Source organism: Bradyrhizobium sp. ISRA430 (genome assembly GCF_029909975.1).
Taxonomy (GTDB): domain Bacteria; phylum Pseudomonadota; class Alphaproteobacteria; order Rhizobiales; family Xanthobacteraceae; genus Bradyrhizobium.
Genome location: NZ_CP094516.1, coordinates 1,970,720 through 1,983,471, shown reverse-complemented (window position 1 = coordinate 1,983,471; position 12,752 = coordinate 1,970,720). Strand labels below are relative to the sequence as shown.

At 58.9% G+C, this 12,752-nt stretch carries 8 protein-coding genes; 5 read left to right on the top strand and 3 right to left on the bottom strand.

Features of this window, described 5'->3' with window-relative positions; all coding sequences use genetic code 11:
- Position 1: 1 nt before the first annotated feature.
- Positions 2–271 carry a hypothetical protein gene (locus MTX21_RS10080; protein WP_280964646.1) on the top strand — a complete coding sequence of 90 codons (270 nt, stop codon included), beginning with the start codon at positions 2–4 and terminating at the stop codon, positions 269–271.
- A 179-nt stretch (positions 272–450) separates the two neighbouring features.
- Here the strand turns inward: MTX21_RS10080 and MTX21_RS10075 are convergent, their stop codons facing one another.
- A complete protein-coding gene (locus MTX21_RS10075; protein ID WP_280964645.1) occupies positions 451–1,698 on the bottom strand; it encodes a hypothetical protein in 1,248 nt (415 codons plus the stop codon).
- 1,369 nt (positions 1,699–3,067) lie between these two features.
- On the opposite strand from MTX21_RS10075, the gene MTX21_RS10070 reads away from it, so the two are divergent.
- The 4 genes from MTX21_RS10070 to MTX21_RS10055 all read left to right on the top strand — a co-directional run bounded on the left by MTX21_RS10070 (position 3,068) and on the right by MTX21_RS10055 (position 10,138).
- Positions 3,068–4,594, top strand: a complete 1,527-nt coding sequence (locus MTX21_RS10070) for a tyrosine-protein kinase domain-containing protein (protein ID WP_280964644.1) — start codon at positions 3,068–3,070, stop codon at positions 4,592–4,594.
- A gap of 93 nt (positions 4,595–4,687) precedes the next feature.
- Positions 4,688–5,932, top strand: coding sequence for a polysaccharide biosynthesis/export family protein (locus MTX21_RS10065; RefSeq protein ID WP_280964643.1), 1,245 nt, complete (start codon positions 4,688–4,690; stop codon positions 5,930–5,932).
- Positions 5,933–6,633: 701 nt separating this feature from the next.
- A complete protein-coding gene (locus MTX21_RS10060) occupies positions 6,634–8,226 on the top strand; it encodes an undecaprenyl-phosphate glucose phosphotransferase (RefSeq protein ID WP_280964642.1) in 1,593 nt (530 codons plus the stop codon).
- A 58-nt stretch (positions 8,227–8,284) separates the two neighbouring features.
- Positions 8,285–10,138, top strand: coding sequence for a WecB/TagA/CpsF family glycosyltransferase (locus MTX21_RS10055; protein ID WP_280964641.1), 1,854 nt, complete (start codon positions 8,285–8,287; stop codon positions 10,136–10,138).
- A 90-nt stretch (positions 10,139–10,228) separates the two neighbouring features.
- On the opposite strand, the gene MTX21_RS10050 is transcribed toward MTX21_RS10055, so the two are convergent.
- Both MTX21_RS10050 and MTX21_RS10045 read right to left on the bottom strand, forming a co-directional pair.
- Positions 10,229–11,296, bottom strand: coding sequence for a glycoside hydrolase family 5 protein (locus MTX21_RS10050; protein WP_280964640.1), 1,068 nt, complete (start codon positions 11,294–11,296; stop codon positions 10,229–10,231).
- Positions 11,297–11,461: 165 nt separating this feature from the next.
- On the bottom strand, positions 11,462–12,442 hold the full coding sequence (locus MTX21_RS10045; protein ID WP_280964639.1) for an FkbM family methyltransferase: 981 nt from the start codon (positions 12,440–12,442) through the stop codon (positions 11,462–11,464).
- Between the last annotated feature and the right edge of the window lie 310 nt (positions 12,443–12,752).

Below are 12,752 nucleotides of genomic sequence, written 5' to 3'. Positions count from 1 at the left end.
CTTGCAATTCGGCGCCATCCGGGACGTGGATTTGGAATCCGGAGTGGCGATAATCTCCGATACCGTGAAGCCAATTGATTGCGCGGCGAGGTCATTCGTCTTATCGATCAGCTTTGTTGGCGAGTGTTTTTCAGCGATCAAGCTTGCGCATGTGATTGGCCGGAGGCGAGTAGCGCCCAAGGACTGGGGCGTCGCTGATAGCAATACGGTCTGTGTCGTGGTTGAACTCCTCGTGCGGCCGCTCGATCGCCTCATTGTGCATGCTTGGTGACCAATTCGAACGAAGGAAGTTGGTCCAAGAGGAACGAATAGTCCGTTCTGCCCAACTGCCGAGGGCAGCATCATCACGACAACAAACTGGTCAGCTCCCATACTAAATATCCTTCGTTCCGGGTCTTAGCCGCGCGAAAAGCCTGATTTCATGAGCCGAGCACTGCAGGTGATCAATAATCATAATCCTACAACCCTATCATGAGCGGCAGGATACATCGCCGGGTCGACCACCCGGTCCCTCGCGTATCTCGTCTCGTCCACCAGATCCTTCATGTACCGATATCCGTAGACGAACCACATCAGGGACGCGATCTTGATCGAGAAGAACGAATAACTGACGAGCAGGTTCAGAGGAATGAAGATCATGATCCCATGGACATAGCTGCGCGACGCCGCGGTCCAGTTAGGCGCGAACAGGCAGATCGCGAGCCAGATGACAACTACGCCGATCAGCGACTGCGAAAGGATGAAATAGACGATGCCGTTATCCGCAACGCTCTCGGCTGTTGCAGCATTGAGGCCCATCAGTCCGAGGACATCGAGCTGGGAAAGTGCGTCGATCGTGCTGGTAATGCGGCCGCTAAAATTATCGGACACTTGGCCGTTACTGAACGTCCAAACATATCCTGCCGCGAGAAACAGAATGACCGGCAGGTAGCTGACCGACCAGCGGCCCGTGACGTTGCGGAGAACCCCCACGAGAACGATGACCAGGATCGAGATTGCCGCGAGCCTGCCGTCGCAAGCGACGAGAAGGAAGAATGTCGAGCCGATGAGGTAGAGCTTGACCAGGATGTTCATCTCATACCAGCTGGCAACGATGAGGGCCGCCGCGATGGCGCAATAATTGCCGAGAGAAACCGGCTCCAGGAAAACCGAAGAGACACGATGCCACTCGACAAAACTGAAGAATCGTGTGCCGGGGCGCGTCGCGCTCACGAATAAGGTCGATCCGGTGTTCCAGAACGATTGGGCGCTAAAATCCCGCGTATTGATGTAGTAGCTCAGAATTTTGAAAAGCTCTGCGTAGGCGTACGGACTTACCACTTCAAAAACGGCAACGGTGACAATGATGGTATGAAGGGTCAGAAACGGCAGCGCAAAGCTATTCCCCTGATAGGTCATTCCCAGCATGATGAATATCGGTATAACCAGGACGTCTCTTACGTATTTCGCGTTGAACGCGCCGTTTCCGGCAGAAATGAGCAGACCCGTCGAAACGATGAATAGAGCCAACAACAGCCATGGCCACATCTTCCGGTCGGCGTAAGATACAATGATCGCGATGGCGCCAGCGTAGATGGTGACTTCGGCCAGGACAACATGGACGCGCGCAAGCGCTACGACATGACCGTTGACGATTGAAAGGATCGCATTAAAGCAGACCGCACAGACCAGGACAGATGCTGCGAGGGCTGAACTCATGTTGAGCGCTTTGCGACGTACGGTCGCCCTCACGAGGCGGCTCGGATGGCACACCGAACTATAGGTCATTTCGCGGGTTTCGGCCAGAGCCGCGCATGCCGCAAAATCCGCACCGACCGAGAAAGCAACTGTGTTTTTCGTGACCAGTTGACCTGCCGAGTGGCGGTATCACTCCTGCGCGGCCACGATGCTCGTGAATCAATGAGGACTGCCGCTTTGATGTCGAGGTACTCGGGCAGGATATGTAGGCCTGCACCGCGTATTCCGTCTCCGTGAACCGGATCGTGCCGGCGGGCTTCGCTCGTGGAACTTGGGAGTGATTCTTGGGAATGGCCGTTCGCAGGCCGGAGTGTTCGCGAAGCCTGGGGGAGCAAACGTGCACTACAAAATCGTTCAGTGGTCCAGAAGGACTACTTCTTGAGTAGACCATCTCATTCTGAAAATGCCTTCTTCCGCGGCGAGCCAGATTGATGCTTCGTATGAGATCATAGTTGCTGACGACGGATCGACGGTCGGCACACCGAGTTGGTGAACACACCGAGTTGGTGAAAAAGGCGGCCCGCAATTGCGCCGCCGCGAGCGGGCGAATGCCGTCTCCGCCACGCGTAAGCGTGGGATTGCGGCGGCGGAGCGGACATGGATGGCGCTCTTCGATGGGTGATCTCTGGTCGCACGACCAGCGACCCTCTGCATGAGGTGAACGGCAAGGAGGCAATTCCCACCTTCACAACGTTCGACCGCAAAGCCGCGAAGCCGGCTGATCGATCCGCCTTTGCGAGCAGGCCGTGCGATCTGCCTTGGATTGTGGTTATGGGGAAGTCGGTGCGGCAGTGCACTTGATCCCCGTGATCCCTCGCCAGTCTGTTGACGTCAGCAGCAAGACGCGCCTGTTGTCATCAGGCGGCTCGGTTACGCGCAGGAGGCACGCAGATCCGCCGCTATTCAAAAGGATTAGTTACTTCGGACCGATTGCAGCATTGCACCAGCTGTCGCCATGAGTCTTGTGGACGGAGCGCATATGACGACCAAAGCTTTTGCACTAGATTGTGTTGGCGCTGCCGGAACGGATGAATTGAAGCGCAATGAGGCCGACAGGAAGATCGCGTCGTTGTGTCGAGGAGCGAAACGGTGGGTCGTCTGCCGGCAGCCTCCATCCTAACGTCGGCGTGCGGCATCTTTCGTTGCCTAGGATGACGCGGAATCGGCACGCTATCTCGACGCCAACAACCGGCATCGCTGCTTTCCTTGGGACAAGGTGGTAGCTCTCCGGGCGAAGCCGGAGAAGTGAGGAGACACTCAGAAGGACATACGTGCGCCTCGTGCGCGAGCCGAAAAAAGCGATGCGCGCAACAATGCCGGAGACTTATCCATGCTTGACGCAACAAACAGGCAGCGTTCCGCCCTTGTCGACCCGGAGGGGCGATCCGTTGCACCGGGATGCTGGCGCGAAGGAAACGGCTTCAGGATCTTTCTGGCCAAGGCTCGGCAACGAAGGTCGATGATCGTGAGATTGGCGCTTGTCGGCGCCACGCTGGGTGGGATTGCAGGCGGCGCTTACGGCTTGATCAGAACTCCCGTATTTTCCGCGTCTGCCGTACTTCTAATGTCCAATACGACCCTGCAATCGTCGGGGCCGGACGCGGTCGTCCTCCAGATTCTTCTGGAGGACTCGCTCATTCAGAGTGCAATCGAAATGCTGAAATCGGGCAGCGTTCTCGACCGCGTCATCGACAGGCTCGGATTGGACAACATCGAACAAATCCTGCCGAGATCACGCTTCGCAGCACTTGGCGCGAAGCCGGAGCGCACGGGGGCGAGCCGCAGGCAAATCGCGCTGGCTTTGCTGAGATCCAACACGACGGTTCGTCGGGTGGGCACAAGTCAGGTCGTTTCGGTTCGCGGAACCGCCTTGACCGCCACGGACGCCGCCAGGGCGACCAATGAGATCGCACAGGCATTCGTTGAGGAGCAGAACGACACCAGCGCCGTCGTCACGACGAACGCGGCATTGCGGGAGCGGATCAAGGTGCTTGGACCGACCGCGAAGGTCATCAGCGATGCCGTTCCACCGGACGCCAAGGACGGCCCCGGTACGAGCGTCGCCATGCTACTGGGGACACTGTTCGGCGCTGTGCTAGGCATCGGCGGCGGGCTCGGGCTGACGCTAGCGGATCGACGCGTGCGCAGCGCTGAGCAACTGGCCGCGCTGACCTCCGTTGAGTGCTTCGGATACGTACCGCAAGTTAAGGGCAAGCGGACTGTCCTGCCCGGCCCGGCAGCCAGCTTGATAAGCTCGGTGCTGCGTCGTGCGCGCTCAGCGGTGCTGGAGCGCTCCGAGAGGGCTCCGCATATGGTTGCCGTAACGTCCTGTTCGCGCGGAGAAGGAAAAACGATGCTTGCCGCCAGGCTAGCTAAATCCATTGCGCGCGACGGTTCCCGTGTGCTCCTTATCGATGGATGTCGCGACACCGCGATCTTCTCGAGCAAGCCGGGGCAGGGAGAGATGCAAGGCCTCTACGAGATGCTGCGCGGCGAAGTTGCGCCGGGCAAGGTCATCCAGGCGGACATTTGCCCCAATCTCGACTTCCTGCCGACCGGAAATCCCACCGACAACCTCGACGCGCTATGGGGCAATCTCGCCGAGCTCATCAATGGAAGGTCGGAGTTGTTCTACCAGTGGGTCATTCTCGATCTTCCTGCGCTTACGAGTGCCGTGGACGTGCGCGCTGCTGGTCAAATCATTGACGACTTGCTGGTCGTGGTGGAATGGGGGCGCGCGTCGGAGGCCCAGCTCGAGCAGGTGCTGCGTGCGCTCGGAACCGTACGAGACAGGATTGTCGGAACGGTCATTAACAAGACGCCACGACGCTCGCTTCGCTCCGAGGCCCTGATCTAGATGCAAACAAGGCGCCGGCTTCGGCAGGCGCCATCTGCAGAATCCAGACGGCAGAGAACTGCTATGAATCGGAAAAAGCTTCGCGAGAGTGCAATGGCTCTGAACGTCGTGCTGATGCTTGCCTCGACAGCCGCAGTCGCAGACGAATACCGGCTCGGGGTATCGGACCGCGTGAAGATCAAGGTGCAGGAATGGCCGGATTTAGCCGGCGAATACACGATAACCGCGGATGGTGACATTTCCCTCCCCCAGATCGGAAACATCCATGTCGTTGGCGAGCGCCTCAGTGATCTGTCACGAGAAATATCGAAGCAACTGCAGCGGCGCGCAAGCGGAGGCGAGCCGCCAATTGCAGCGGTCGAAATGGTTCAGTATCGGCCGTTCTCCATCGTGGGGGATGTGCAACGGCCCGGTGATTATCCATATCGACCGGGTCTTACGGTGCTCAAGGCGATCAGTATCGCGAGCGGATACTACCGGCCAGAGTTCGGCCTGCTGCGGCTGGACCGCGATATTGCGCTCGCGAAAGGCCAGATCCGCGAATTGTCGCTGAAGCAGAACCGGCTCTTGGCGCGCCAGGCGCGCCTGACGGCGGCGCTCGCCGGCAACAATGATTTTACGGTGCCGCCGAGTCTTGCGGAGCAGAGGGATGACCCTAGCATCTCCGTCATCCTGGATAGCGAGCGCGCTGTCCTGGCCCTGGAGAACGATACGTCTCGGTCGGAAAAGGCGGCGCTCGAAAACATCAAGACGCTTTACCAGCGTGAGATCGATTCACTCAACGGGCAAGTGCAGGCGCTGGCAGGGGAGCGCGAGACGACTGAGGTACAGCTGAAACAGCTTCGTGCGCTCTCGACAAAGGGCCTCGCGCTTGCGCCGACGCTCTTCACCCTCGAGCGGGCGCTCGCGCAGATCGTGAATGAACAGATGGCTATCGAAACGGCAATCACAAAGGCTCACGAGAGCGTCGCATTGGCCGAGCAGGGGCTTCACGAGCGCTCGCTCGAGAGGAAGCGGAAGGACACGCAGGAACTGCGGGAGACCAAAGATCAGCTCTCGGAATTGCGGACTCGAATCCGGACGGAAGTAGACCTTCTGACCGAGGCGGAAATTAGCGCACCCGCTGAGGCTCGCGCGCGCCTTGCAGCGCGCGGCCAGCAGTCCACCTTCACAATAATTCGGAGGGACGGTCAAACCACGCGCGAGATCGCGGCGGACGAGATGACATCGGTGTTGCCCGACGATATTGTCAAGGTTCCCGTGATCCATCCCGAGCCGTACGCTCCGAGCGACGTTGCCAATCTGTCCGGGTCAAGTCCGGCGAAAGCGGATCGATAACTCGGCGGTCCTTGCTATCTCCCACATGCATGGCTACCAGCAAGGCCTGAAGGGATCGCGTCGGGCGATGCAAGGAGGTTAAGCGCAGGCTCAGCTCCTGCCGACCTTTGTTGCTGCGGGATCGATCGCAGAGTCTTCCGACGCATCGAATGGAGCCAGTGCCGGGCCGCCTCCATCATACGCGCTCCCAGAAGAAGATGACACATGAGCGGCGGTCAGGGTGAAGGCGAAACGCAAGGGCCTTCTGAACAGGGGCCGCTGCCACACGCTTCCTTCGTTCCACCAACCATGAGCCACACGCGCGTGGCAAGGCAAAGTGGTCTGTGACGTGCCAAAGCATGATCGAGAACGTGCGGCTTGCCGCACCAATCGTCAACGCTTGTGTCGGGGAGACCAGGACGACGTGTAGCGTCGCTGCTGTGATGGCCTTTGGCCGTTCGCGATAGCGAACCGAGTAGCAAGTCTCGAAGGGGCGCAGATCAAACCGAGCGGTCAATGGTCTTGAGGCAAGATCACAAGGCACCGCCGCGTCCTCCCCGCGACTGGGCGGCAAAAAAGCCCTGTTGCACCTGATCGCCTCACCCCTCCTATGGACTAGCTCATGAAGCTCACTTTGATAGAGCAGGTTTTAGGATAGTTTGCATCCGTGATTCAGACCTGTTGCGCGATCGGGAATGGTCGCGGGTAAAAGGTCGGCGCAAATGAGTCAATTTGACTCCGAAGCAATCTCAAGCCGAAATCATCCCCAGGCTAGCGGCTGGACGGGTTTGGTATCGAGTGGACCCGCCGAAGCGAACGGGCCGCTTCTCGCCGGCACAAACATTCTTGGCAATGCATCAAACCTGTATGTTGCCAATGATGAAACCGACGACTTGCAGGACCAAGCGCGGCTGAAACTGCAGATTCCCTGCGCGGCGATCGGAGTGCTGTTTGCTGCCGCCGATGCCAGCTTCATTGTTTTGGCAAGCCTTCTGGGAGCGCGCGGCTATCAGGACTTAATTTCACATGCGCCATGGAATCTAAACTTCCATGTCGGGGCAGGTGTCACCGCTGCGCTGCTCTACGTACTAGTCGGGCGATCATCAGGTTTCTATCAGATGTCCAGCCTGTTCTCTGTCCAAAAAGTGTCAAGCATTGTCTGGCAATGGTTCTTGATCAGTCTGATCCTTGCGATGCTGGCATTTCTGTTTCGGATTGGCGTGGAATTCTCACGAGGCTCAATCATTTGCTTCGCCGGTCTGGCGCTTCCGATGTTGTTGATCTCGCGCAATCTCATGAAAGCGGCGCTTGCGTCAGCGATGAAGCAGGGTCGGGTGCAGGGCCGCCGCGCCGTTGTGGTGGGACTGCGCGACGAATTGGCGATAATCAGTCACGCAGATTTGCTTCGGCGGTTCGGGCTAAACGAAGTTGCGCGCGTTGCATGTCCTGTCGCGGCAAGTTGGCCGTCGCCGGCAACCAAGAGCATCTTGGCATCGTTGGACCGAGCGCTGGCTCTGGCTCGCGATCGCGGGGCCGAGGAGATCGTTCTGGCATTTCGTTGGAACGAAACCAGGCTTATAGAACTCATTCGCGAGAAGCTTAGGAGCTCGCCGCTGCCGGTTGAGCTCTTGCCTGATCGCAATGTACGCAATCTGATCGAGAATCCCAGCTTTTCGATCAATCGTTCTTTTGCGATCGGAATCCAGCGTCCCCCGCTTTCCGCGACTGAGCGGCTCGCCAAACGGCTGTTCGACGTTGTGGGCGCCAGCGTTGCACTGGTTCTGCTTTCGCCGTTCATGGCGCTGACGGCAGTGGCGATCAAGCTTGACTCCCCGGGACCGATCTTTTTCCGGCAAGTGCGGAGCGGCTTTAATGCAAGACGGTTCAGGATCTTCAAGTTCCGTACCATGACGGTCATGGAGGAGGGCGACAATGTCGCTCAGGCAATCCGGCATGATCCGCGCGTCACCAGAGTGGGCGCCATCTTGCGTGCCACTAGCCTCGATGAGTTGCCGCAACTCTTCAATGTTCTTCTTGGCGACATGTCCTTGATCGGCCCGCGCCCGCACGCGATCGCTCATGATGGCCACTACGGTAGCATGTTGTCGGAATATGCGTTCCGCCATCACGTCAAACCCGGAATGACCGGTTGGGCGCAGATTCACGGTTGCAGAGGTGAGACCGCGCAAATCGAGCTGATGAAGAAGCGGGTCGATTGCGACCTCTGGTACATCAACCACTGGAGCATCGGGCTCGATCTGTTGATCCTGCTTCGAACCCCTGGGGAAGTGCTGCGCCGGAGAAACGCGTATTGAGGCGCACCGGTGACCGTCGGCAGCTGATTGATGCAGTACAAGACAATCGGAGTGGTGGATGCGTATCGTGCACGTTGTTCGCCAGTTTTATCCGGCGGTCGGAGGGGTCGAGAGCGTCGTCTGGGAGCTGGCCACGAGGCAGGCGCGCGATGCTCACATGGTGCGTGTTGTCACGCTTGATCGCTTGTTCAAAACTGACAAGCTGGGCAAGCGTCCTGCGCATGAGCTGGTCAGCGGAATAGAGATCGTTAGAATTCCGTTCTTCGGCTCTTCGCGTTACCCGATCGCTCCTTCGATTTTGAGCCATGTTGGCGACGCCGATATTGTCCATGTGCATGCAATCGATTTCTTCTTTGATTATCTCGCATGGACCAGGCTTCTGCATCAGAAGAAGCTCGTCGTCTCGACCCATGGCGGCTTTTTCCATACGTCCTTCGCGGCGCGGCTGAAGGAGATTTATTTCTCCACCGTGACGCGCGGCTCGATGCGCGAGTACGACGGCGTCGTTGCGGTGAGCCAGACCGATCGGGACCGGTTCAGCCGAATCAGGGCGCGCGGCCTAGTCTGCATCGAGAACGGCGTCGACATTCAGAAGTTTGACGACGCCTCGTCGCATCGGGCCGTCAAGTCGATGATCTGGATCGGCCGCTTCTCGCAGAACAAGCGGCTCGACCGGCTGATCCACTTCTTTGCGTCGCTCTCGCGGCTTGTCCCCGACTGGAGACTGACGATCGCAGGGCGGCCGTGGGATCTCGACCTAAAGCAGGTGCAGGAATTGGTCGATGTCTCGGGCGTGCGGAACTCGGTGACGATCGAAGAAGCTCCGGATGATGCCAGGATCAGGCGGCTGATCGGGAGCTGTTCGGTCATCGTTAGCTCCTCCGACTACGAGGGATTCGGGATCGCGGCGATCGAGGGCATGTCGGCGGGACTATTTCCGTTGTTGAGTGACATCCCGCCGTTCGAGCGACTGGTTGCAGCGAGCGGTGTCGGATTGAATGTGAATTTTGCCGATCCTGAGGCTGCGGCAGCATCCTTCGCGGAGCGCTGGCAGAACGTCGCAGCGAATTACTCTTCGATCCGCCAGCGGTCGATTGCCGCGGCCGCCCGCTATGGTTGGGAAAATGTCGTCAACCTTTACCGATCGCTCTACGACGACGTGCTGGGAGCGAGGTATCGCACCATTCTCGACGTCCCGGTCTTTGCGGGAACCCGGGACGAGGCCGTCCAACAAATCGATGCGGCCTACGCCAGCGGCAAGCCGACGATCGTCGTCTTCGCCAACGCCAACACGCTGAACGTCGCAAGCCGCGACGAGAGGTATCGCAGCGTGCTCAAGCACTGCCTGGTCATGAACGACGGCATCGGCATTGATACTGCAAGCCGCATCCTGTTCGGATCGCACTTTCCGCAGAACCTCAATGGCACCGATTTCACCCCCGACTACCTTAAGCAAACGAAGAACAGCCACCGCATCTTCTTTCTCGGTGCCTCCTCGGGCGTCGCCGAACGCGCAGCTTCCAGGCTGATCACGATGTGCGGCGGCCGCCACCGGATTGCGGGCTACCAGAACGGCTATTTGCGCGAGGGCGATGCGATGACGATCGTGGCCAAGATCGTGGCATCCAAGGCCGACGTGCTGCTGGTAGCCATGGGTAATCCGCTCCAGGAATTGTGGCTGGCCGAACATCTTCAGGCCACCGGTTGCCGGCTGGGCATCGGCGTAGGCGCGCTGTTTGATTTTCTGTCCGGCGATGTTGCGCGCGCGCCGCTGTGGGTGCGCGAGGCGCGGCTGGAATGGGTGTACCGCCTGTTGCTCGAGCCGGGACGGCTGTGGCACCGTTATCTGGTGGGAAATCCGGTCTTTTTGATGCGCGTGCTTGGGCAGTGGTGGTCGGGCGCGCGGGTGTGAGATGTTTGCATCCGGATAGCACGTGCCGGTTCAGGTCGTCCTATGAGCATTGGGGCGGATTTGAACACTCGCTAATGCGATCGAGGCTCCTTAGCGGAGATAGTTGGCCAATACTCGCATCTGCGGCTTGTCGATGACCGGCGTGGCCGCCAAGTCCGGCTCGACTGAGAACGGGTAGTCGCCCCACCACGGACCGCCGGCCCACACGGCGAACCCAATATAGACGTCTCGATTCTCGGAAATGTGCTTGAGGAAGGCATCGGCTTCGGCGAGGTACGCTGGCGAGGAGGTGAAGCTGAACTCGCCGATGAAGCCCTTCTTGCCGTTGGCGCGCAACCACTCCGTGAAAGGCTTGGGACGCGACGCTCCCGAGCCAGCTATCACCGGATCCCCCGGGTTGCCCGATCCATCAGCATCGAAATACTGATGCGCCTCATACGCGTAGTTGTCGAGCGGATCGATCACACCGAGCATGACCGTATGGTTGTCCTCCTCTGTCCATTTCCAGGCGCCATCCCAGTACGAGCCCGGCACCAGCAGCAGTTGGCCTGCGCCGGCCGACCGGATCGCCTTGATGGCCGCGTTCGCGCCGCTGAGCCATTCGCGCGCGGTTTGGTCATGCGGCTCGTTCATCAGGCCCAACGCCACGTTGTGCTCGCCCTTGATCCGCTCCGCGATCGCTGCCCAGCAGGCGGCAAACTCGCGCGTTGCCCCGGCATCTCGGCCGATCAATCTTCCCGATCGTGACATCCCATAATCGTGCATGTCCAGTACGACAGCAACGCGCCTGTGATCGGCGTGGTCGATAAGTCGCAGTAAGACATCCATATCGGCAGTCGGCTTGTAGCTTGCCGACAGAACTCGCTTCGCAAGAAACGGGATGCGGACCAGCCTGAACCCTTTGCTGGCGTAATAGTCGATCTCAGCTGGATCCGGGTAGCCGTAGTTGGTCCACAGCTTGCCTCCGTACTTCGCCTCTTCGTTGAACTCGCCGACTGCTAGATTGACCCCGGGCAGAAAGGGAGCGAGTAGCGGGACGGCCGCGGGTGCTTCGACGCGCGCCGCCGAGTCGGACGAACGATTCTGCTGGGCATTGCTGATTTGCGGCCACGCGATGGTGCTGCCGCAGATGAGCTTGAGGATGTCGCGCCGCTTCATGTTGATCACCTCATTACTGAGTTGGCGCTATCAAGGCCGCCGAAGCCACGGTGGCGAGCCGTAAGATACTCCGGATACTCACGGAAGCTTCCATCCTCATCGCCCAGTGACCGCGGCTCGGGGCTTTCCAACATACATGACGCACCGCTCAGACATCCGCCTGCGTTAGCAGAGCCGATCGTTTAGTGCCCGCAGGGGGACGTCGCCGCGGCCAGAGCTACGTCTCTCCCCGGAGGAACGGGTCGCACGAGCCGGATCCTTCGTGGCCAAGACAAGTGTCTCGTGTCCGGATCCTGGATTGTCGAGCGGCTCTAGCCGGACAGGTAGCCCGCGCACCAGATTCTCAGCGGTCTCTCTCCAGCTTGCTGCCGCACCTCTTAGGTTGCGACGAAACCTGTAGAAACTTGCGTAGCCAAGGCCTCGGAGGAATGCCATGCACTCGCACCCCAAAGAGCTGTCAATCATCTCAAAAACGACAATTGGATTCCACCGCTGAAGCGTGCGTGTCGAGCCGCGGAGGACCGACAATTCATGACCTTCGACGTCGATTTTAATCAGAGCGATTGGCTCACCAGCAAATTCGCACGAAGCGAGAATGTCGTCCAAGGTAGCAGTTTGGATGGCTAGTTGATTGGAGTTGGATGCAGATTGGTTTGGCTCGATCGTCGACCATCCAAAGTTCCCATCGTTAGGGACGTGCAAGAGAACTTCGCCCGACGAAGCAGATACGCCTCGGCAGATGCACGATACGTTATCCAATCCGGCAACGGCTATATTCGCCTCCAAGACTTTCGCGGTGACCGGGTTGGCTTCTAATGCGAGAACGTGCCTAAAAAGTCCGCTGAAGACAATCGAGTACAGGCCAATATTAGCGCCAACGTCCACGCAAACCGCATCGGTATTAATCTTGAAGCCCAGGAGTTGGTGAGAAGACTCAATCAACGTTTGTATAGCGGCGACATGGGTCGACTCGTATTCTCCGGTGGCAAAGACCCTCATCCCCACAGTGTCGTCCATCGGGACAAATAGGTGCTGGAAACGACCCTTTTTGAGCGCCCTGGCGCGGATTTTGGTCACTGCCCAGTAGAGCAGTCTATCGACCAGCAGTCCGCCTAAATGCCAGCGTTCTTCAAATGCGTATCGCACGGCGTTCCCTACCTGAAGCGATTAGTTAGGTCCCTCTCGCGCCCAGCCTAGAACACAACGAAATTGATACACCGGAAAGCCGCAACGGGCAATTTTTGCGAACTACGGCCGTTGAGTCCGGCGCCAAGCCGCTCGCGCGCACCAGTACAACATGCCGCCCGGCAGGTCCGCGAATCCGACGCAATGAGGGTCGGCCTCTCGCGCGCTCATCCCGGGACGGAGATCCCTGGCAGCGACCGCTTGAGATCATGCGCAATACCTCTCGCGCGGGTTGAATCGCGCGGGACCCAACCCTTTTTTAGGAAGCGAG